Origin of the sequence: Streptomyces fildesensis (genome assembly GCF_016107395.1) — a bacterium.
Lineage (GTDB): Bacteria > Actinomycetota > Actinomycetes > Streptomycetales > Streptomycetaceae > Actinacidiphila > Actinacidiphila fildesensis.
The window spans coordinates 17,377-38,225 of record NZ_JAAIKO010000048.1; the positions used below are offsets into that span (position 1 = coordinate 17,377).

Annotated in this window: 20 protein-coding genes; 11 read left to right on the plus strand and 9 right to left on the minus strand. The window is 72.0% G+C overall.

Annotated features, from left to right (window positions below):
* Nucleotides 1-157: 157 nt before the first annotated feature.
* Together C6N31_RS36220 and C6N31_RS36225 are read right to left on the minus strand one after the other, a co-directional pair.
* Nucleotides 158-1,585, minus strand: coding sequence for a HAMP domain-containing sensor histidine kinase (locus C6N31_RS36220; RefSeq protein ID WP_138351362.1), 1,428 nt, complete (start codon nucleotides 1,583-1,585; stop codon nucleotides 158-160).
* Nucleotides 1,582-2,298, minus strand: coding sequence for a response regulator transcription factor (locus tag C6N31_RS36225; RefSeq protein WP_138351361.1), 717 nt, complete (start codon nucleotides 2,296-2,298; stop codon nucleotides 1,582-1,584). Before C6N31_RS36225 ends, C6N31_RS36220 begins: the two co-directional genes overlap by 4 nt.
* A 35-nt stretch (nucleotides 2,299-2,333) precedes the next feature.
* Here C6N31_RS36225 and C6N31_RS44550 point away from each other — a divergent pair, with 35 nt between their 5' ends.
* Complete coding sequence (locus C6N31_RS44550; protein WP_232486087.1) at nucleotides 2,334-2,882, plus strand: hypothetical protein; 549 nt, start codon at nucleotides 2,334-2,336, stop codon at nucleotides 2,880-2,882.
* Between the two features lie 239 nt (nucleotides 2,883-3,121).
* On the plus strand, nucleotides 3,122-3,919 hold the full coding sequence (locus C6N31_RS44555; RefSeq protein WP_232486088.1) for a CAP domain-containing protein: 798 nt from the start codon (nucleotides 3,122-3,124) through the stop codon (nucleotides 3,917-3,919).
* 417 nt (nucleotides 3,920-4,336) lie between these two features.
* Here the strand turns inward: C6N31_RS44555 and C6N31_RS36240 are convergent, their stop codons facing one another.
* The 4 genes from C6N31_RS36240 to clpX all read right to left on the minus strand — a co-directional run bounded on the left by C6N31_RS36240 (nucleotide 4,337) and on the right by clpX (nucleotide 9,139).
* Nucleotides 4,337-6,253 (minus strand): sensor histidine kinase, encoded by a 1,917-nt coding sequence (locus C6N31_RS36240; protein WP_138359087.1) that lies wholly within the window; start codon nucleotides 6,251-6,253, stop codon nucleotides 4,337-4,339.
* The gene (locus tag C6N31_RS36245) at nucleotides 6,243-6,941 is read right to left on the minus strand and encodes a response regulator transcription factor (protein ID WP_138359089.1); all 699 of its coding nucleotides are present in this window, start codon (nucleotides 6,939-6,941) and stop codon (nucleotides 6,243-6,245) included. The genes C6N31_RS36240 and C6N31_RS36245 overlap by 11 nt, the downstream gene beginning before the upstream one ends.
* Before the next feature lie 71 nt (nucleotides 6,942-7,012).
* A complete protein-coding gene (locus C6N31_RS36250) occupies nucleotides 7,013-7,783 on the minus strand; it encodes a class I SAM-dependent methyltransferase (protein WP_198359114.1) in 771 nt (256 codons plus the stop codon).
* A gap of 51 nt (nucleotides 7,784-7,834) precedes the next feature.
* A complete protein-coding gene (clpX, locus tag C6N31_RS36255; protein ID WP_138359093.1) occupies nucleotides 7,835-9,139 on the minus strand; it encodes an ATP-dependent Clp protease ATP-binding subunit ClpX in 1,305 nt (434 codons plus the stop codon).
* 173 nt (nucleotides 9,140-9,312) lie between these two features.
* Between clpX and C6N31_RS36260 the strand changes: the two genes are divergently transcribed.
* Nucleotides 9,313-10,425 carry a TetR/AcrR family transcriptional regulator gene (locus tag C6N31_RS36260; RefSeq protein WP_138359095.1) on the plus strand — a complete coding sequence of 371 codons (1,113 nt, stop codon included), beginning with the start codon at nucleotides 9,313-9,315 and terminating at the stop codon, nucleotides 10,423-10,425.
* Between the two features lie 102 nt (nucleotides 10,426-10,527).
* On the opposite strand, the gene C6N31_RS36265 is transcribed toward C6N31_RS36260, so the two are convergent.
* Entirely contained in the window at nucleotides 10,528-10,959 is a 432-nt protein-coding gene (locus C6N31_RS36265; RefSeq protein WP_138359097.1) for a protein-tyrosine phosphatase family protein, read from the minus strand.
* A 130-nt stretch (nucleotides 10,960-11,089) separates the two neighbouring features.
* On the opposite strand from C6N31_RS36265, the gene C6N31_RS36270 reads away from it, so the two are divergent.
* Entirely contained in the window at nucleotides 11,090-11,647 is a 558-nt protein-coding gene (locus C6N31_RS36270) for a dihydrofolate reductase family protein (protein ID WP_138359099.1), read from the plus strand.
* Nucleotides 11,648-11,698: 51 nt separating this feature from the next.
* Here the strand turns inward: C6N31_RS36270 and C6N31_RS36275 are convergent, their stop codons facing one another.
* Nucleotides 11,699-13,261: an MFS transporter gene (locus C6N31_RS36275; RefSeq protein WP_138359101.1), complete on the minus strand. Its 1,563-nt coding sequence runs from the start codon at nucleotides 13,259-13,261 to the stop codon at nucleotides 11,699-11,701.
* 109 nt (nucleotides 13,262-13,370) lie between these two features.
* Between C6N31_RS36275 and C6N31_RS36280 the strand changes: the two genes are divergently transcribed.
* The 7 genes from C6N31_RS36280 (at nucleotide 13,371) to C6N31_RS36305 (ending at nucleotide 19,894) form a co-directional block, all read left to right on the plus strand.
* On the plus strand, nucleotides 13,371-14,069 hold the full coding sequence (locus C6N31_RS36280) for a TetR/AcrR family transcriptional regulator (RefSeq protein WP_164292727.1): 699 nt from the start codon (nucleotides 13,371-13,373) through the stop codon (nucleotides 14,067-14,069).
* 190 nt (nucleotides 14,070-14,259) lie between these two features.
* On the plus strand, nucleotides 14,260-15,789 hold the full coding sequence (locus C6N31_RS36285; RefSeq protein ID WP_138359105.1) for a leucyl aminopeptidase: 1,530 nt from the start codon (nucleotides 14,260-14,262) through the stop codon (nucleotides 15,787-15,789).
* A 326-nt stretch (nucleotides 15,790-16,115) separates the two neighbouring features.
* Nucleotides 16,116-16,895 (plus strand): GNAT family N-acetyltransferase, encoded by a 780-nt coding sequence (locus tag C6N31_RS36290; RefSeq protein WP_198359116.1) that lies wholly within the window; start codon nucleotides 16,116-16,118, stop codon nucleotides 16,893-16,895.
* Between the two features lie 66 nt (nucleotides 16,896-16,961).
* Nucleotides 16,962-17,882 (plus strand): NADP-dependent oxidoreductase, encoded by a 921-nt coding sequence (locus C6N31_RS36295; protein WP_198359117.1) that lies wholly within the window; start codon nucleotides 16,962-16,964, stop codon nucleotides 17,880-17,882.
* 103 nt (nucleotides 17,883-17,985) lie between these two features.
* Nucleotides 17,986-18,114 carry a hypothetical protein gene (locus C6N31_RS45315; protein WP_269288963.1) on the plus strand — a complete coding sequence of 43 codons (129 nt, stop codon included), beginning with the start codon at nucleotides 17,986-17,988 and terminating at the stop codon, nucleotides 18,112-18,114.
* A gap of 124 nt (nucleotides 18,115-18,238) precedes the next feature.
* Nucleotides 18,239-18,370, plus strand: coding sequence for a carbonic anhydrase (locus tag C6N31_RS36300; protein WP_381586696.1), 132 nt, complete (start codon nucleotides 18,239-18,241; stop codon nucleotides 18,368-18,370).
* A gap of 249 nt (nucleotides 18,371-18,619) precedes the next feature.
* The gene (locus tag C6N31_RS36305) at nucleotides 18,620-19,894 is read left to right on the plus strand and encodes an MFS transporter (RefSeq protein ID WP_187144739.1); all 1,275 of its coding nucleotides are present in this window, start codon (nucleotides 18,620-18,622) and stop codon (nucleotides 19,892-19,894) included.
* 55 nt (nucleotides 19,895-19,949) lie between these two features.
* Here C6N31_RS36305 and C6N31_RS36310 read toward each other — a convergent pair whose 3' ends face one another.
* Nucleotides 19,950-20,822 (minus strand): helix-turn-helix transcriptional regulator, encoded by an 873-nt coding sequence (locus tag C6N31_RS36310; protein ID WP_138353481.1) that lies wholly within the window; start codon nucleotides 20,820-20,822, stop codon nucleotides 19,950-19,952.
* Nucleotides 20,823-20,849: the final 27 nt, after the last annotated feature.

The window sequence follows — 20,849 nt, forward strand, 5'->3', positions numbered from 1 at the left end:
CGCGCGGAAAGACCATCTGGGCCGAGCAGCCGTTCCCCGCCGGCCCGTAGACCAGGACGCGACGACCCGACCCCGACGGGCGGACCCTGATGGGCGGACCCGGTCGGGGAGGCGGGCGGGCCCTGTCAGGGAACGGGCACGCCTTGTCGCGGAAACGTCATGACGCGGTCCACCAGCGTGTCCGGGAGCCCCTGGAGGCGGCGGTACGACGGCGGCGCTTGCTGCGGCCGCCGCTGCCCTGGGCCGCGGCGAGTCCGAAGGTCACCTCGATGTGTGCGCCGCCCAGCCCGCCCCGGGAGATGTCCACCGCTCCGCGCGTCACGGCGGCGGCCCGGTGGGCGATGTCCAGTCCGAGGCCGGTGGAGACCGTACTGACCCCGCGGGCCACGGCACCGCCCGGATCCGGGATGCCGGGACCGGCGTCCTCGACCACGAGCGTCACACTCTGCGCACCACGCTCCAGGCGCACCGCGAACGCGGTGCCCGGCGCCGTGTGCCGGAACACATTGCCGACCAGGGCGTCGAAGACGGCCGCGAGGTCGTCCTCGGGCAGGTCGATCAGTGCCTCTTCAAGGGTGATGTCCACATGGAACGGCCGGTGTTGCTGCTCGGCCAGAACGGCCCAGAAGGCGGCTTTGCGGCGGATCACCGCGGCTGCCGCGCAGCCCTCCGCGGGCGGACCCGAGGCGGGTGTCCGGCCAGGGGTGGCGGCCCCCGAGAGCGGTCGCAGGCCCCATCCCATCGGTCCCACGGCGAGTGGTGTGCGGGCGGCGGTGATGATCGAGTGCAGTTCGGCGTCGAGGTGGTGGATCGCGGCGGCGATCCGTTCCGCGTCGGCGGTCGGCCCCATGCGGTCGGCGGTGAGGCGCAGTGCGGTCAGCGGTGTCCGCAGCCGGTGGGAGAGGTCCGCGACGAGTTCACGTTCGACGGCGAGCAGCTCCAGCATGCGATCGGCCATGGCGTTGAAGGCCAGCCCCGCCTCGTACAACTCGGGCGGTCCCATCGGGTCCACCCGGACGTTGAGGTCGCCGCGGCCCAGGGCGTGGGTGGCGCGGGACAGCTGGTGCGAGGAGCGCACCACGCGGGCGGCGAGCCGGTCCGCGACGAGGGTGGAGCCGGCCACCAGGGCCACCGCGAGCAGCGTGATGGCCCCCCAGGAGGCGGCCACCCCCCGGTTGAGCCGGTCCGAGGGGACGAACTCCTCGATCACCGCAACCCGCCCGGGACCCAGGACGACCGGCTGGAGGTAGACCCAGCCGCCCGGCCGGTTCTGGGCGATCGCCTCGCCGTCACGGGCGGCTCGCTGGAGCAGGGCGGCGGGCGCGTGCGTCGGTCCGACGACCTGTCCGGCCGGCAGGTGGACGCTCAGGTCCTCGCCAGGGGCCAGCACGGAGATGGCCTGGCGCAGGTCGGGGATGTCGTCGGTCAGGGCCAGCACCGGGGCGAGCGCGGCGGCCTGCTGTTCGGCGGCGGTGATCGCCTGGTTGCGGGCCTCCGAGCGCACCAGCAGGGCGAGGGGTATCAGGAAGGACAGGGCCACCATGGAAGTGACCGCCAGCGCCACCCCTGCCAGGGCGCGTCTCACGGTGGCGTCACCAGCTTGATGCCGACACCGCGCACCGTGTGCAGGTACCGCGGACGTATCGCCCGTTCACCGAGTTTGCGGCGCAGTGCGGACAGATGCACATCGATCGTCGCATCGTCGACATAGGACTCGCGCCACACCTCGGTGAGGATCTTGCGCTTGGAGACGACGCAGCCGGCGTTGCCGGCCAGGTAGGCGAGAAGATCGAACTCACGCCGGGTGAGATGCAGTTCCCGGCCGCCGAGATGCGCGGTGCGGGCCATGGCGTCCACCCGCAGCTCACCGACCACCATCGGGCCCTGCGTCGCGGTCGGGCCTTCGTGCAGACCTCCGGGGACCGAGGCGACGGCCCGGCCGACGCGTCGCAGGACCGCGGTCAGCCGGGCGGTCAACTGTCCGCTGGAGAAGGGCTTGACGAGATAGTCGTCGGCGCCCGCGTTCAGCAGCCGGACGATCTCGGCGTCGTCGTCCCGGGCGGTGACCACGAGCACCGGTACCTGGGAGATGCCACGGATCATGCGCAGCGCGTCACTTCCGTCCAGATCCGGCAGTCCCAGGTCCAGGATGACGGCGTCGAGGGGCCCTTGAGTCACCTCTCTCAGTCCGCTGAATCCATCGGCGGCACTGCGCACCACATGGCCGTCACCGGTCAGGATCTCGATCAGTGCCGCGCGTATGGCGGGGTCGTCTTCCACGACAAGGACGCTGGCCATGCGGCACACCGTAACGGATCAGCCATGATGGTGCCGTGCCCCGTCCGCTGCGCTACCTCATGATCTGGCTGTGCTGCACGGCTCTGACCGTGACCGCCGCCTTCCTGGCCGTGCGCTTTGTGGTGCATTCGACCGCTCCGCTACCGCCGACCGCGCATGCGCTGCCGACGGTCTTCAGCACGCCGTCCCCCACACCCGGCCTGCTCATTCCCGCCACTTCGGCGCCGAGCACCCCGCTCACTCCCACCCCGCGCAAGACCCCGACGGTGACGCCGTCCACCAAGCCGCCCACCACGCGGCCTCCGACGACCGCTCCGGTGAACGGGCGCAACACGTCGAACACCTGCAAGGGCGGCGTGGGGGTGCACAGCATGCAGTCGGTGGGCGGCCGGGTGACGTTCAACATGGGCGCCGACGCGATCTGCCTGGTCTCCGCGGTGCCGTCGCCGGGCTTCACCACGAGCACGGACCAGGACGCACCGGACACCCTGACCGTGACCTTCTCCAGTGCGAACCACCGTTCGGAGACCACGGGGACCATCCACCCGCAGCCACAGGCGGTCACCCGCGAAGTCTCCTGGTAACCGCGGACGGTTGCTTCGAGGCGGCTCCGGCCGCCCGGAACCGAGCGGAACCTGTGGGCAACCTTAGGAGAATCTAAGGTTCCCGTCGCGGTGTGTGACACCGGCCGGAAAGCGCCTAGGTTCGGTCTCGCCCGGTCACTCAGCAGCACCCCTCGACCGGTCGTGACACATCCCGGCGCGGGGCATCCCCCTGTGCTCCGCGCCGGCCCCCGCCTCCGATCCCCCGAGGTCTTCCACACATGAGCTCGCACCGCCGCGCCGATCTGCCCAGCGCCCCCTCGCCGCAGCACCGCGCACCGCGGCAGCCCCGACTGCGCAAAGCCGTCATGGGCGCGGCCGTGATCGCCGCACTGGGCGGCGGGACGGCCTTCGCCTGCATAGGCGGCGGCTCCGGCCACGCCCCAGGACAGCCCACCGCTGCGACCCCCACCGCAGCGGTGGGCACACACAAGCCGCCGGCCGGCACCCGGCCCACGTCTCCCGTGACGCACCCCGCCCGGCCGACCGCGAAGCCGACCCCCACGCCCTCGCGTCACACCACCCCGCCCCGGCCGGCGCCGACCCCGACGAAGCCCGCCCCCACCACGTCCGCCCCGTCGACCCCACCGGTCTCCGGCGACGCGGTGCAGCAGGTGCTGGCCAAGGTCAACCAGGCCAGGGCCGCCCAGGGACTGCCCGCGTACACCCTTCTCGAAGGGCTGAACCGCAGTGCGGCGGCGCACAACAAGGTGATGTCCGCCGGCTGTGGACTGTCCCACCAGTGCCCCGGCGAGCCCGCGTTCGGCGACCGCGAGCGGGCGCAGGGCGTGCAGTGGATGTCGGCGGGAGAGAACATCGGCGAGGGCGGACCGGTCGCCGACACCCAGCAGGCCATAGCCAAGATGGCACTCGGACTCACGCAGAGCATGCTCGACGAGCGACCGCCGAACGACGGCCACCGCCGCAACATGCTGAGCTCCTCGTTCACCCATATCGGTATCGCGGTATTCCGGGACAGTTCAGGAACTGTCTGGCTCACCCAGGACTTCTCCAACTGAGCTTTCCGCACCATGCTCCGCAATGGGGAAGACGACGTATCGGCGGATATGCGCCGTCGCGCGCACGCCTCCCCGTCGCGGCGGAACCGCACAGCGACCGCTGCCCTGGCAGCGGTCGCTGTCGCGGCTTTCTTGCTCCTGCGAACAATTCGGCAGCCGGCCCTGACAACTTCCTAAAAAGTGTCGGCGAAGCTGACCGGCATGATGAGCGCATGGAAGCGATCGACAGCCACCCGGCCGCAGATGTGGCAGTCCGCCGCACTGGCCACCATCACGTTCTCGGTCCTGTCCGTGGTGACCGGTTGCGTCGGTGGCGAAGCGGGCGGCGTCAGGGAGTCACGGGTGGTCCTGGCACCTGACGCACCCGACGCGGCCGACTCCGCTGCGGCGGCTGACGCGGCCGGCGCCCCCGCCGGTTCAGTGACCGCCGTGACGGTCACGCGAGTGGTCGCGCCCGAAACGGCGGCGTGGGGCGGCGGCGTCGCCCGGTACCCGTCCCGCTGACGCCGGACCATCGGCCGCCGCTTCCATGACGGGGTGCGGTGGCAGTCGCAGCGTGAAGACCGTGGACTCGCCGGGAACGCTGCGCGCGGTCACGGTGCCGCCATGGGCGTGCGCGAGCTGGCGGACGATGGCCAGCCCCAGTCCACTGCCGCCGGTGCGGCGGCTGCGGGACTTCTCCACCCGCCAGAACCGGTCGAAGATGTTGGCCAGGTCCTCCGGCGCGATCCCGGAACCGGTGTCGGTGACATCGATCGTGACCATGCCGTCGGCCCGGTGGGCGTGCAGCGAGACGCTCCCGCCCGACGGGGTGTGGCGCAGCGCGTTGGAGACCAGGTTGCCCAGGGCCTGGCGCAGCCGGACGGGGTCGGCGCTCAGTTGCGGATCCCCCTCCACGGAGGCGGCGATGCTCACCCCGGCGACCTGAGCGTGGGCGCGGTTCGCGTCGGCGACCTGCTGCAGGAGATCACCCAGCCGCACCGGTTCGGGGTGCAGCCGCAGGGTGCCGGCATCGGCGGACGCGAGGTCCTGCAGGTCGTCGATGATGTGCTGCAGGAGCAGCGCCTCGTCGTGGAGGGACGACAGCAGCCGCTGGTCGGGCACGACGATGCCGTCCTTGGCGACCTCCAGCCAGCCGCGGATGTTGGTCAGCGGGGTCCGCAGCTCATGGGCGATGTCACTGACCATCGCCTTGCGCTGGGTCTCGGTGCGTTCCCTGCGCTCTGACAGGTCGTTGAAGGCCGCGGCGAGGAATCCGGTCTCGTCGCTGGTGGTGACCGGGACGCGGGTGTGCCGTTCTATGGGCTCCTGCGCGGCGTTGGTCAGGGCACGCAGCGGCCGGACCAGCCGGGTGGCGATCAGGGCCGTCACGGTGACGGTGAGGAGCAGGACGAGTCCGGTCACGCCGGCGATGCGGGTGGTGTTGGCCCGTGACAGGTCGAAGCGCGGCCGGCCGGCGCCGGCGCCGGTGTCGCTGACGAAGAGCTGCGCGGCCGGGGCGACGAAGGTGCGCAGTTGCTCCCGGCGGCTGGCGTCGATGCAGTCCTGCAGCACCTGGTAGTCCGACGGTACCTTGACGCCCTTGCCCCAGGTGAAGTCGGACGACAGGCTCACATATCCCGCGACGGTGGATCCCTGCCGGGCCAGACAGGCGTTCACCAGGATGTCGAGGCCGCTCAGGGCCCGCTGTTCGGTGGCGGTGGGCCGGCTCAGCCCCGCCAGACCGCAGTCGTCGTAGGCGTAATCGTCGAGCTTCGTCTGGCCGTCGCGGGACACCTGCACGGTGGGCCGGCCGCCGGGGCTGTCGGCCACCTTCCCCACCCACCCCTCGTCGCGCAGGCACGCCAGCACCTTGCCGGCGAACTGCGTCAGCAGCGCGTGCTCGGCGGCGGGCAGCCGGTACGGGCCGACCGCGCGCGGATCGATGCGTGACACCGGCTGCGTTCCGCTCTGCCCCTGGAGCGGGGTGTCGGTCCGCAGGGCGTCGATGACGGCGAAGGCCCGCGGCGGCAGTTCCGGACCCTTCGGCGCGGAGTCGGCGAGCACATGGCGGTCCTGGTCGGTGAGCGCGACGCGGCGGCCCGTCGCCCGGGCCAGCCGGTCGATCGTCGGCTGGACGCCGGCCCATGCCTTGTGCCCGGCGGCGTAGCCGGTCAGCGTGTCGTGGATCATCGCGTCGTCGGACAGGATCTGGCCCTGTTCCTGCTGGATGGCCCGGGTGGTGGTCTGCACCGCGAGCCACGCGGTGGCGACGATCGAGCAGACGGCGATCAGCATCGAGGTGACCAGCAGCCGGGCCAGCAGGCTCTTGCGCAGCGGAACGTTACGGGCCACGGCGGCCTCCGGTCAGTTTGTATCCGACGCCGAACACGGTCACCAGGCGCACCGGCTTGCGCGGATCGATCTCGATCTTCTTGCGCAGGTTGAGGATGTGGACGTCGATGGCGCGCTCGGAGATGGCGCGCTCGTACCCCCGGACGCACTCCAGCAGCTGACCGCGGGTGAAGACCCGGTCCGGTTCGGCGGCCAGCGCCAGCAGGATCTCGAACTCCCCGGGTGTGCAGACCACCGGCTCCCCCGCGCAGCTCACCGCCCGCCGGGCGGGGTCCACCGCCAGGGTGTCGACCCACAGGACACCGTCGGCCGCCACCGGGGGCCGTTGGACGCGCCGCAGCAGGGCGTGGATGCGGGCCATCAGCTCGCGCGGGCTGTAGGGCTTGGTCATGTAGTCGTCCGCGCCCAGCTCCAGGCCGAGCAGCAGATCGTCCTCATGGGAGCGGGCGGTGAGCATCAGCACCGGCAGATCGCTGCCGGGCCGCAGGATTCTGCACACGCCCAGGCCGTCAATCTCCGGCAGCATCCAGTCCAGGACGAGCAGGTCGGGCCGGCTGCGCAGCACCTCGTCGACGGCGGACCGGCCGTCGTGGACGACGGTCGCGGTGTGACCGTGCGCCTCCACGCACCGGCGTACCAGCTCCGCCTGCATTTCGTCGTCTTCCGCGACCAGAATATGTGCGCACACCCCTGGGATGTTAAGCGCACTGGTGTTCGCCGATGCCGCGGTGAGATGTATGCCGCACCCTGACACTTTCCTCATATCCCGCTGCGATGATTCGCCGTCCGGAATTGAGGCAGTCCCTCAGCTACGCCGGCCACCACCAGCCGGCAGTGCGGGCTGCCGTCCGGGCGGCGGCCGAACTCCTCCAGCGGGAGCAGTTCCACGGTGAACCCGGCCCCGACCAGATCGTCCCGCACTCCCCGCAGCGGGAAGGTCCGGTAGTACATGACGAACGGCGGACGCCACAGCGCGTTGCGCACCCGCATGACCGCGTCGAATCCGTACAGCGCCCAGTACAGCGGGGAACGGACCGGCAGCGGAGCGCCGAGGGGGAAGGCGAACACCCCGCCGGACCGCAACGAGCGGTGCACCTCGGCGAACAGACCCGGCCGCTCGGCGGGCAGGAAGTGTCCGAACGCGCCGAAACTCACGGCCAGATCGAACGCCGCTGTGAACGGCAGCGCCCGCGCATCCGCCCGTACCCAGTCCACCGCGGGCTTGCCCTCCACCGGGACGGCCTGCCCGGCGGCGGCCAGCATCCCGGCGCTGAAGTCGACCCCGGTGACCCGCTCCTCGCACAGTTCCCGCAGCACCCCGACCCCGGCGCCCGTACCGCAGCAGACGTCGAGCCCCGTCCCGAACGGCCCGAGCGGGCGCAGTGCGCCGGTCACCGCGTCCAGGAAGGGCTCGGGTGTGCGGAAGGGGGTGTGGTCGAACTTCGGCGCCAGCAGGTCGTAGCCGCGCTCGATCGACGAGAGCGCCTGCACGGTCAGTTCGCGGAGCGTGGGTCCTTCGGAGGTGAACACCGCCCCCAGCGTAGTCAGCCGCGCTCCCCCGGGCCCGGAGCGCGGGCGGGCTCAGGCGGTCCGTTCGCCGGGTTCCGGGGCGGGGCCGGGGTAGTCGCGCGGGATCAGGGTCGGGTTGACGTTGTCGAGCACCGTGTCGCGGTCGACGACGACGCGGGCCACATCGCTCCGGCTCGGCACCTCGTACATCACGTTGAGCAGGACCTCTTCGAGGATCGAGCGGGCCGCCCGGGCGCCGGTGCGGCGCAGCAGGGCCTGCTCCGCGACGGCGGCGACGGCGTCCTCGGTGAACTCCAGCTCGACGCCGTCGAGCTCGAAGAGCTTCTGGTACTGCTTGATGAGCGCGTTGCGGGGCTCGGTCAGGATCCGGGTCAGCGCCGCCACGTCCAGCGGCTGGACGGTCGACACCATGGGCAGCCGGCCGACGATCTCCGGGATGAGCCCGAACTGCACCAGGTCCGCGGGCATGACGTCGGCGAAGGCGTCCTCGTTCCGCTTCCGCCGCTCCTCCGTGCTGCGCACCTCGGCGCCGAATCCGATGCCCGAACGGCTGGCGCGCTGCTCGATGATCCGCTCCAGGCCGGCGAACGCGCCACCGACGATGAACAGCACGTTGCTCGTGTCGAACGCGATGAACTCCTGGCGCGGCTGCTTGCGGCCACCCTGCGGCGGCACGCTCGCGGTGGTGCCCTCCAGCAGCTTCAGCAGCGCCTGCTGGACGCCCTCGCCGGAGACGTCCCGGGTGATCGACGGCCCGTCGCTCTTTCGGGCGATCTTGTCGATCTCATCGATGTAGATGATGCCGCGCTCGGCCTTCCGGACGTCGTGGTCGGCGGCCTGGATCAGCTTGAGCAGGATGTTCTCGACGTCCTCCCCGACGTAGCCGGCCTCGGTGAGGGCGGTGGCGTCCGCGATCGCGAACGGGACGTCGAGCATCCGGGCCAGCGTCTGGACGAGGTACGTCTTGCCGCAGCCGGTCGGGCCCATCAGCAGGATGTTGGACTTGCCGAGTTCGACGGTCTCGTCCTTCGCACCGCGCTTCCCGCTCCCGCCGGTCTGCGGACGGACCCGCTTGTAGTGGTTGTAGACCGCCACCGACAGCACCTTCTTGGCGCTCTCCTGCCCGATGACGTAGCCGTCGAGGAAGGCGTGGATCTCGCGCGGTGTCGGAAGTTCGAGCGAGCCGGCCTCGGGGGGCCCGCCGGTCTCCTCCACGATGAGTTCATTGCAGAGCTCGACGCACTCGTCGCAGATGCAGATGTCGGCCGGTCCCGCGATGAGCTTGCCGACCTGCTTCTGGCTCTTCCCGCAGAACGTACATTTCAGCAGGTCACCGCCGTCACCGATGCGTGCCACGCGGAAGTGTCTCCTCAAACGGTTGTGCCGGTCGAACGGCCCTGGAGGCAAGGACTCGGGAGTCGGGACGGCCACTCGAATGCTGCGACCATATGACGCCACCATTTGAATGGTCAAGGTATCTTGAGCCGCGACGGACGCAACGCGGAAGCGCGAAGGCAAGAGTGAGGGCGATGGGCCGGCCCAGCAGGGTGGAGCTGCAGGAGCGCAACCGCGCCAAGGTACTGACCGCGGCCCGGGACGAGTTCGCCGAGCACGGTTTCCGGGACGCCAAGGTGGACCGGATCGCCGGGCGCGCCGGTCTGACCCGTGGCGCCGTCTACTCCAACTTCCCCAGCAAACGCGCGCTGTACTTCTCGGTCCTGGCGGCCCTCGCCGAGCGCACCCCCGGACCGCCGCACCCCGAGCCCGGGCACACCGCCCCCGAGGCGCTCGGCACGCTCGCCCGCGCCTGGGTCGCACGCCTCCCGCTCGCGGACACCGACGAGCCGCACGGCCCGGCCCGGCTCGGGATGTACGTGATGCCCGAGATCCTCGCCGAGGAGCGCATCCGGCGGCCGTTCGCCCAGCTGATGAAGCTGGACGCGCTGCTGCTCGGGCTGGCGCTGGAGGGCCTCCGGCCGCCCGGAGCGCCGGACGGCAGTCTGGTGCGGGTCGCGGAAGCCGTGCTGACGACCCTGCACGGCGCCGGCCAGATGGCCGCGGCCGCGCCCGGATTCGTCGAACCGTTCAACGTCGTCAGTGCCTGCGCGCAACTGGCGGGCCTCGACCTCAACGGCTGGTGGCCGCCGCCGCACGTGATCACCCAGGCGTGGCCGACCGACGAGCCGTGGTCCCCGCCGCCCACGCTCGACGCGGTGCACGGCGGACCCGCCCGGCTCACGGACGACGGCGTGGTCGCGATCCTGGGGCTGCACCGGCTCGAGGCGGTGGAGGAGGCGGTACGGGCGGCGCCGCCCGGAGCGACGGTCACGGCCGTCCTGGTCACCGGGGACCCCGACGAACTGGCACCGCTGGCGCGGCTGGCCGTCGCGGACCTCTGCGGCTGTCTGCGCCAGGCGTTCCCGCCGTCGGCCTGGCCGCGCCTCCAGGTGGTCTTCGACGAGTCGGGCGCCCTCGCCGCGGCGGCCGGCGTGCCCGCCGTCAGTGACGGAACCGAGGTCGCCGTCCGCATCCGGGCGAGCCGGATCACGGCCCGCGCCGACGGCCGCGGCGCCTGCCACGCGACCGCGTCGGCCCCCGATCCCCGACTACCTTCGGCGCAGACGAAAGAGGACGCGGAATGACCGCCGAACGCATCGGCCCGCCCGCCGCAGGAGGGCGTCGACGGGACCGTCGGGCGTGAGGGCGCGGGCGGAACCGACTCCGGGGCAGTGCCCTCAACGGCGTCAGGGAGCGAAGCGGCGCACATAGCGGCGTTGCCAGGGCGTTTCCACGGCGTGGGCGTCGTAGTGGCGGCGGACGTAGGCGACGGCCTCGCCGGGCGGGACTCCGTCGAGGACGGCGAGGCACGCCAGGGCCGTTCCGGTGCGTCCCCGGCCGCCGCCGCAGGCGAGTTCGACGCGTTCGCCGCCGGCCCGGGCCAGCGCCTCGGCGAGGACGGACCGGGCCTCCGCGTCGTCGCCGGGCAGCCGGAAGTCCGGCCAGCGCAGCCAGCGCGCTTCCCACGGCACTTCGGGCGGCCGCTTGCCGAGCAGATGGACCGCGAAGTCGGGTACCGGTCCGGCCGGCAGCGGCCGGCGCAGGGCACGGCCGCGCACCAGGCGCCCGGAGGGCAGCCGGAGAACGCCGGCGTCGGTGGTGCTCCAGGCGTTCGTCACACGCTCACCGTAGTCATCGGTCCGCGCCGGGTGCCGAGATTTTCCTTGAGGTGGCGATGAGTTCGGATCTTCGCCGGCGTCTACCCCCATCAGACGCACCGCACGGAGCGACAACGGAGGAAGTACCACCATGCGAAAGATCATCAACGCCACCTATGTGACCCTCGACGGCGACATGTCGAACATGCAGGACTGGCACTTCGACTTCTTCGGCGACGAAGCCACCAAGGCCGCCCAGGCCCAGCTCTTCGGCAGCGACGCGCTGATCATGGGGCGGAAGACCTACGACGGGTTCGCCCCCGCGTGGTCCTCGCGCGCGGGAGCCGATGAGTTCGCCGACCGGATGAACGGCATCCGGAAGCACGTCGTGTCGTCCACGCTGAAGGACCCCAGCTGGGAGAACACCAGCGTGATCAGTGGTGATGTGGTCGCCGAGGTGCGGAAACTCAAGGAGGAGCCGGGCGGGAACATCCTGCAGTACGGCTTCGGCTCCGTGACCCGGTTGCTGCTGGAGAACGGGCTGCTCGACGAGTTCCGGGTGTGGCTCCACCCCGTCCTGTCCGGCAAGGCCACCTCCGAGCAACTGCTGTACCGCGACGCGCTGCAGACCAGGTTCACCCTGAACAGCACCGAGGTGCACAGCACCGGGATGGTCATCCTCAGCTACCTCCCGGTGCGCCCGGCGTAGTGCCCCCGAGGGGGCGGGGGCACCACGACCATGGTCGCTGTCGGCGACTTCCTACGCGCCGAGGGCGGCCCCGGACTGCTCCAGCACCGGTCCGGACACCGGGGACACCGGTTCCGGCCGGGAGCGCAGCAGGAGGAAGACGGCCACGGCGGTGACGGCCATGACCACCGCGCCGCAGCGGACCGCGAGATGGAGGGCGTCCACGAAGGACGCGTCCATCGTGCGGTGCAGTGCCGGGGGCAGGCCCGAGCCGCGGACGAGTCCGCCCGCGCCGTCACCCGTGACCGAGGCGACGATGTCGTGACGTGCCTGCGGCGGGGTGCCGGCGGACTCCAGACGGTGGGTCAGGCCGGAGGCCAGCCGGCTGGTCAGCACCGCGCCCAGGACGGCCACGCCGACGACACCGCCGAGTTCGCGGACGGTGTTGAGCGCCGCGGAGGCCATGCCCGCCGCGGACGGCGCGACGCGGCGCAGTACCGCGATGGAGGCGGGGGCGAAGCTCAAGCCCATGCCGAAGCCCATCAGCGGCAGCACCCAAAGGTACTGCGGGTACCGGGCGCCGGATCCGTACAGGGAGAGCCCCGCGAGGGCCACCGCACACAGCGTCAGACCGGCGACGAGGGGTGGCCGGACCCCGTAGCGCATGGCGAGCCTGCCGGACAGCGGCGACGCGATCATGATCATGGCGGTGCACGGCAGCGCCGCCACCCCTGAGCCGGTGGGCGCCCAGCCCAGCACGTTCTGCAGGTACAGCGGCAGGAAGAACATGACGCCGAACATGCCGAAGCTGACCGTGAACGCGGCCAGCGCCGCCCCGGCCAGCACCCGGTCCGCGAAGAACCGCAGATCCATCATGGGTTCGGCGGCCCGCAGTTCCACGACGCCGAACAGCAGCAGTGCCCCCGCCCCGGCCGCGGCGGCGCCCAGCGTGACCGGGTCGGTCCAGCCGCGGCTGGGACCCTCGACGAGGGCGTAGACGAGTCCGCCCAGTCCGACGGCGGCGAGCAGCTGTCCCGGCAGGTCGAGCCGCGCGGTGCGGGTGAGGTACTCGGGCAGTACGCGGCTGCCCAGGAGCAGTGCGGCCCCGCCGATGGGGACGTTGATCCAGAAGACGCTGGCCCAGCCGAAGGCGTCGACCATCGGGCCGCCGATGACCGGCCCCAGGGCGAGACCGATGGCGGAGATGCCGGACCACAGGCCGATGGCGCGGGTGCGTTCCCGCTCGTCCTCGAAGGTGTGCCGCAGGATCGAGAGGCTGCCCGGGGTGAGCAGCGCGGCGCCCAGTCCCTGTGTCATGCGCGCCGCGATGAGCAGTCCAGTGGTGCCGGAGAGCGCGGCGAACGCCGAGCCGGCGGTGAACAGGGCGAGGCCGGCGAGGTATATCCGCCGCCGCCCGTAGCGGTCGCCGAGGGTGCCACCGGTGAGCAGCAGGGCGGCGAAGACGAGGCTGTAGCCCTCCACGACCCATTGCAGGCCGCTCACCCCGGCATGGAGTTCCTGTCCGATCCGGGGCAGAGCGGTGTTCACCACGACGTTGTCGAGCATGGCCATGAACATCGTGGCGCACAGGGTGGCGAGCACCAGGTACTTGCGTCGGGAGCTGAGCTCCGCCATGGGGTCCCCTAACAGTGTTAGTCGATCTCTAACACCGTTAGATTGCCCCTAACGGTGTTAGATGACAAGTGGATATCCGCGGTACCGGCGGACACGGAGGAGGCGACCGATGAGGACAGACCGCGCGAAGGCGCCCGGCCAGCAGCCGCCGCTGACCCAGGAAGCGCTGGTGGGAGCAGCCCTGCTGGTGCTGGAGCGGGACGGCCTCGACGCCCTGTCCATGCGCAGGGTGGCGGCCGAACTCGGGGTGCAGGCGCCCTCGCTCTACTGGCACGTCCGCAACAAGGAGCAGCTGCTGGACCTGCTGGCCGACGCCCTGGTGGCCGACGCCGTGCCCCCGCCGCGGGTGGGCGACTGGCGCGAGCAGTTGCGCGCGTACTGCCATCTGCACCGCCGGCACCTGCTCGGCAAGCGCGACGCCGCCCGGGTCGTCGCCGGGCGCTTCAACCTCGGCCCGAGCCTCCTCGTCATCCTGGAGGACCAGCTGGACCGGCTCCGGGAGGCCGGATTCCCCGCTGCCGATGCCGCTCTGACCAGCTACCTGCTCGGCAACTACGTGGCGGGTTTCGTGCTCCAGGAGCAGTCCCCCCTCTCGGCCGCCGAGGCCGTCGGGCAGGCCACCCGGACCGAGGTCGTCAACGCCGCCCGCGAGCATCTCCAGCAGCTCCCCGCCGACCGGTTCCCCCATCTGGTGGCCCTCGCCGCGGATCTGTCGGAGCCCGACATGGAAGCCCGTTTCGCCTTCGGACTGGAACGCATCCTCGACGGGCTGGCCACCCTGCTGGAGCCGGAGCCCGGCACGCGGTGACGACGGCGGCCGGCGCCGTACGGTCCACGGGACCGGTTCCCTCGGTCCGGCGGTCCCTGGGTCGGCCGTTCGGCCCAATACGGCGTGTTGCCGGGAGCGGGGCCGCGCGCCCTGTGCGCACAGTGGCATCCGCGCATCAGGACTGCGCGACCACGCGGCCGAAACCGCAGGCGTGAAAGGCAGACCCGCCATGTCCTTGCGTGCGGACACCTCCGACCCGGTTCCCTCCTTCGACCACATGCCCGAGATCGACGTCGTGGCCGCGCAGGAGTCCGGGCCCGGGGCCGGCCCGGACGACATCTGGGGGATTCCGGTCGCGGAGGGCGGCGAACTGCCCGCCGACGTGGGACTGACCCCGGCGGCCGCAGCGGCGGCCGGTTTCACCGGGCGCGTCGGACAGACACTGGTGTGCGCGCACGCGCAGGGCACGCCCGTGGTGCTCTACGGCATCGGCGACCCGCAGGCCGCCGACCCCGCCTCGCTGCGTGACGCGGCAGCCGCGTTCGCCCTGGCCGCCGGGCGCTCCGCGCGGCTGACGCTGCTCACCCCGGTCGGCGCGGGCGTGGACAGCCTGGTCGCGGCGCAGGCGCTGGTCGAGGGCGCGCTGCTGGCCCGCTACACCTTCGAGCCGCTCAAGAGCGACACCGGGACCGTCCCCGTCATGAGCCTGACGCTCGTGGTGCCCGCGCATGACACCGATGCCGCCGACCGCGGGGCCCAGCGCGGCGGGCTCCTGGCGAAGGCGACCCTGCTGGCCAGGGATCTGGCCAACTCCCCGCCGAACCTGCTCACCGCCACCCGGCTGGCCGACTGCGCGACGCGCGTCGGCGCCCTGAGCGGTCTGGACGTCGAGGTCTTCGACCAGGACGCGCTGCGGGAGTTGGGCTGCGGCGGGCTGCTGGGGGTCAACGCGGGCAGCACGGAACCGGCCCGCATGATCAAGCTGACCTACCGGCCCCCGTCCGGCGGCCCCGAGGTGCCCCGGCTCGCGCTGGTCGGCAAGGGCATCACGTACGACTCGGGCGGCATCAGCCTCAAGCCCGCCGACGCGGTGCACGCCACGATGAAGAACGACATGTCCGGTGCGGGAGCGATCCTGGCGGCCATGTCGGTGCTGTCCGCACTGCACTGCCCCACCTTCGTGACCGGCTATCTGATGTGCACGGACAACATGCCCTCGGGGTCCGCGACCAAGCTCGGCGATGTGCTCACCCTGCGCGGCGGCACGACCGTCGAGGTGCTGAACACCGACGCCGAGGGGCGGCTGGTGATGGCCGACGCCCTGGTCCTGGCCACCGAGGAGCCCACCGACGCCATCGTCGACATCGCCACCCTCACCGGCGCGAGCCTGCGGGCGCTCGGCCCGCAGATCGCCGCGGTGTTCGGCAACGCGCAACCGCTGGTGGACCAGGTGCTGGAAGCGGCCCGGCGCACGGACGAGCCCGTCTGGCAGCTGCCCCTGGCCCGGCGCTACCGCGGCGAACTGGACTCGGACGTCGCCGACATCAAGAACATGGGCGGACCCAACGGCGGGGCGATCCACGCGGCCCTGTTCCTCGAGGAGTTCGTCGCGGGCCGCGCCTGGGCGCACATCGACATCGCCGGCACGGCCCAGAACGACACCGCCTCGTCCTGGCGTCCCCGCGGCTGCACCGGCTTCGGCGCACGACTGCTGACCGAACTCGCACTCGGCTTCACCCGGGAACCCGAGGACTCCTGAACCGCGTTGTCGGGGTAGCGCCGTCCGGCCGCGGGGGTCTCATTGACACGCTCTGTTCGGCGTGCCTAGCTTACGGCCGGAGCACCTCCGGCGGACGCGAGGCCCGCACGGGCAGAAGGACGATGGTGAGCGGTATGTACGCAGGTCCGGGGATGGCCGCGTGGCGACGCCACGGCCGGGCCTCGGCGTTCCTGCGACGGCACATCGATCTGCTGCGGGTCAGCAGCGCCCTCTGTCGGGGCTGAAGTCCGGGCCGAACACCGTCCCGCGAACCGCCCCGCAGCAGCAGAAACAGCACCGTGCCAGAACGGAGAGTCCCCACCACCATGCCCACAGGTCTCCATCCTCCGCACCACTCCGGGCAGGACGCGGCCGCGCCGCCGCACGTCCTGGACAACCCCGCGTGGGCCGCACTGACCGGCCCGCACCGCCACCTCGCCGAGATCATCGGGGCCGCCGCCCGCTATCAGCCCGACGTGTCGCCGTTCGTGGCGCTCGCCGACGCCGAGGATCCACGCGGCTGGAAGGACCTGGCCGAGCTGGTGGAGCCGGGCCTCACCGTCGCCGTCACGGGAACCGCGGCCGTTCCAGAGGACTGGGAGACCGTCGACTCCGGGTACGGGGTGCAACTCGTCGACACCGCGCTGCGCGCCGAGGCGGAACCGGAAGCGGTGCGGTTGAGCCCCGCCGATGTTCCGGAGATGCTGGATCTCGTCGCGCTCACCAGGCCGGGCCCGTTCCTGCCCCGCACCATCGAGCTCGGTGCCTACTACGGGATCCGCCGGGAGGGCAGGCTCGTCGCGATGGCCGGGGAGCGGATGCGGATCCCCGGCTGGACGGAGATCAGCGCCGTGTGCACCGACCCGGACCATCGCGGGTCCGGGCTGGCGACGCGGCTGATCCGCCATGCCGCAGCCGGTATCCGCGACCGGGGGGACACCCCGTTCCTGCATGCGGCGGAGTCCAACACCGGTGCCGTCCGGCTGTACGAATCGCTCGGCTTCACCGTGCGCCGCAGAACGCTCTTCACCTTCGTCCGGGTCCCGGACACCGCGCGACGCCGCCCCGAGCGACCTCCGGGTCAGGGCCCCAGCGGCATCGTGTAGGTGGTTGTCCTGCCCGGCTCGTCTCCCGTTCCTCTCCAGCTCCTCGACCAGAAGTGTGAGATACCGATGCCCAAGGCCTATGTGTTCTCCCGGTTCGGCGGTCCCGAGACCGAGTCCTTCGCCGACGTGCCGCGGCCGGTGCCCGGCGCCGGCCAACTCCTGGTGGCGGTACGGGCGGCCGGGGTCAATCCCGTCGACTGGAAGCGCAGGACGGGATACGTCCAGGCCAACGCGCCGGCGGTGGAGCTGCCCGCGGTGCTGGGCGGTGAGGTGTCCGGTGTGGTGGAGCAGGTGGGCGACGGCGTCGAGGGGTACGCGGTCGGGGACGCCGTGTTCGGCAATCCCCTCACCGGCGGGTATGCCGAGTACACGCTGCTGCCGGTGGCGAGCACCGCGCACAAGCCCGCCGGGGTCACCTGGGCCGACGCCGCGACACTGCCGGTCGCCGTGGCCACCGCGTACGACGGCGTGCAGCAGCTCGATCTGCCGGCCGGCTCGATGCTGGTGATCAACGGTGTCGGCGGCGGAGTGGGCAGCGCCGCCGCGCAGATCGCCACGCACCGGGGTCTGCGGGTGGTCGGCACCGCGAGCGCGGCGAAGAAGGAGTTCGTCGAGGCCCTCGGTGTCGTGCACGTCGAGTCGGGACCCGGTGTGGCGGACCGGGTGCGCGCGGCGGCGCCCGATGGTGTCGACGCGGTCTTCGACCTGGTCGGGGGCGATTCCCTGGAGGAGGTGGCCGCGCTGCTGGCGGACCCCGCGACGCTGATCAGCGGTCCTGACAAGGTGAACGTCGTCAAGCTCGGCGGGTCGACGGTAGCGAGGAAGCGGAACACCGAAGTGCTGGACGCCGTCGCGACGTTGGTCGCCGAAGGCGTCCTCGACCCGTTCGTGACCCGGACCTTTCCCTTCGAGCAGGCCGGCCAGGCGCTGCGCACCGTGGAGGAGGGCCACACCCGGGGCAAGGTCGTGATCGAGGTCTCGCGGTAGACCGGGGGCGGGGCGCCCGGCGGGCATTGCGCCGGGCAATAGCCGCGGGATGGCGTCGATATGAGGTGACGAGGCCACCGGCCGTTCGAACCGGAGAGAGGCGATGACGATGCGGACAGCACCCGGTCGTGTCGTCGTCGGCACTCTCGGCCCCCGCGGGCCCGTCGTCCATCTGTACGGACGCCAGAACATCGATCCGCAGCGGATCGCCGGCTCCCTCTGTTGTCACTGATCTGACTCCCTGCTGACGCTCACGCCCTCGGGGCGGTGCGTCCTCATCCGGTCGATCAGGAAGGCAACCGCCGCCCTGGGCGGCCGAGGCCTTCTCCGATCTGGAGACCGACGTACGCCAGTCCGTGGCGCGCATCAGGTCCAGCGCCTTCATCCCGCACACCGACCGGGTGCGCGGCTTCGTCTTCGACGTGGTCACCGGCAAGCTCGACAAGGTCGTCGCCCAGCGCGACACGGCCGCGGCACAGTCGGGTTGAGGGGTCACGGCCGACGGGTCGTGGCCCCTCATCGGCGTGCTGCCTATGTGCTGCGGTCACAGGATGATCGCCTGTCTGGCTGACCGTTGCGCGGCGGCACACGATGGTGGGGCCGGACGGCCCCGACCCCGCCGGAGCCGCACCCCGCCGTCCCGCCCCGTCCCTGCCCCGCCGCGCCGCAGAGCGCCGCCGGGAGCCGGCCCGGGTTCACCTGGCTCCGGATCCCCGCTCGAAAAGGCTGTGATTCCCTTGAGCCGCACTTCCGGCGCACCCGCTGAGCCGGCCGCCGCGCCCGAGACCTACGACTGGCTGCGCTATGCCGGCGTGTTCGTGCTGCTGTTCCTGTTCGGGACCGAGACGTTCCTGGTCTCCCCGCTGCTTCCGACCATCGCGGGCGACATCGGCGTCAGCGAGGCGGCCGCCGCCTCCAGCGTCACCGCCTACGTACTCGTCTACGCCGTCTGCGCGCCGTTCCTCGGCCTGCTCAGCGACCGGATCGGGCGACGGCAGACGCTGCTCGCCGGCACCGCGCTGTTCATCGTGTCCAACGCCGCTGCCGCGCTCTCGACCGGGCTGGCCCCGCTCGTGCTCTCGCGGGCGGTCGCGGGGCTGGCCGCCGCGGCGGCGGGGCCCGCGATCTGGGCGCACATCGCCGAGACGGCCCCTGACCGCTTCCGCGGCCGGGCGCTCGGGCTGGGCATGGCGCTGTTCTCCTGCGGCCAGGTCGTCGGTGTTCCCCTGGGTAGTGCGCTGGCCGGGATCGCCGGATGGCGTTCGGCCTTCGTGGCGCTGGCGATCGGCACCGCGGCGGCGCTGCCGCTGCTCCTGCGCCAGGTCGCCGCGACCCCGCGCCCGGCAGCGGCGATCGGCGCGGTCAGGGCCGTACTGGCCGGCTGGACGGACCCGGCACTGCGCAAGGCCCTGCTGGTCAACACCGTTTTCCACGCGGCCAACCTCGGGGCGTACACCTTCCTCGGGGCCCTGCTGGTCCACCGGTTCGATCTGACGGTGGCCGAACTCGGCCTGGTCGGGATCCTGGTCGGCGTGGGCAGTGTGACCGGCTCGCTCGCCGCCGGACGCCTCGGTGACCGGGCGCGGGCAGCAGGCAGGTCCCATCTGCCGCTGCTCGGGCTGTGGGGCGTGCTGCTCGCCGTGGGGGTCGCCCTCTCCGCCGGCGGTCCCGGCCTGATCGCGGCGCTCGTCGGCGTGACGGTCTGGTTCGTGGCCAGCGGCGGCTTCGTGACCGATCAGCAGACCCTGGCGGGCACGGTCGCACCGGAGCTGCGCGCCACCTCCAGCGCATGGCTGACCTCGACGATGTACGCCGGAACGGGCGTGGGGGCCTGGGCCGTCGGAGCCTTCGGGGACGTCTCGACCGGCACGCTGGTCATCGGCGTGGGTCTCGCGCTGCTCAGCGCGCTGGGAGGTCTGGCGGTCAGTCACGGCCTGCGCACGCCGGCGGACACCGGTCAGGCCGCTGGTCAACGGTCCGACGGTGTCGAGGAGGCCGCCGAAAGCGTCTGACGTGGGCAGCGAAGTGGGGGAAGGGCCGCGGCCCTTCCCCCACTCCTTTTGCGTCTCAGCCGGCGTGTCGTTCGGGCAGTCCGGTGACCGCACGCAGCGGGCGTTCGGTCAGCGCCGTCATACGGGAGTGGTCCTCGGCGGTGCGCGGGGTGAAGAGCAGCACCAGTGCCGAGGGGTCGTCCACCGGGTGGAAGGACGACAGCGCCAGCTGGATCCGGCCGATGCCCGGGGGTTCGACGACGACGGTACGCGTGGTCAGCTCCGCCACCGAGTGGCAGCCCCACCAGTGGCGCAACTGTGGGGCGTCCTCGTCCAGGTGCCGGTAGACCTCCCCGGTACGGGGGTCGGACAGGGAGGTGCCGGCCTGGGCGCGGAAGTGTTGGAAGACGTTCATCGCCAGCGGCTCCCAGTCGTGCAGCACGGTGCGCAGCTGCCGGCCCGCGACCATCAGCCACATCAGGTTGCGGCGGTCGGCGGGCACCGCCTCCGGAGCTCCCCACAGCGCGCTCCACGCGGTGTTCCATCCGAGCAGGTCGAAGTGCCGGTCCAGCAGCACGGCCGGGCTGGTGGGCCAGGAGTCCAGCACCGGCTGCATGGTCGACGCGAGGTCCCCGGATCCGTTCCGGTCCAGCGGACCGGCCGGTTCGTGGTGACCGGCCAGCCGCATGGCGTGCCGCAGCCCCGCCGGATCCAGCCGCAGTGCGCGGGCGACCGCCTCCAGCACCTGCCGGGAGGCGGTCACCCGGCCCTGTTCCAGCCAGGTGTACCAGGCCAGTCCCACTCCGGACAGCGACGCGACCTCCTCGCGCCGCAACCCCGGTGTGCGGCGGCGGGAGTTGGCGGTCAGCCCCACGTCGGACGGCTGGAGCAGTTCGCGGTGGGCTCGCAGGAAGGCGCCGAGTTCCTGGCTGGGGAGGGGGGTGGACATCGGAGGTGACTCCTCGGCCGGCGGGGT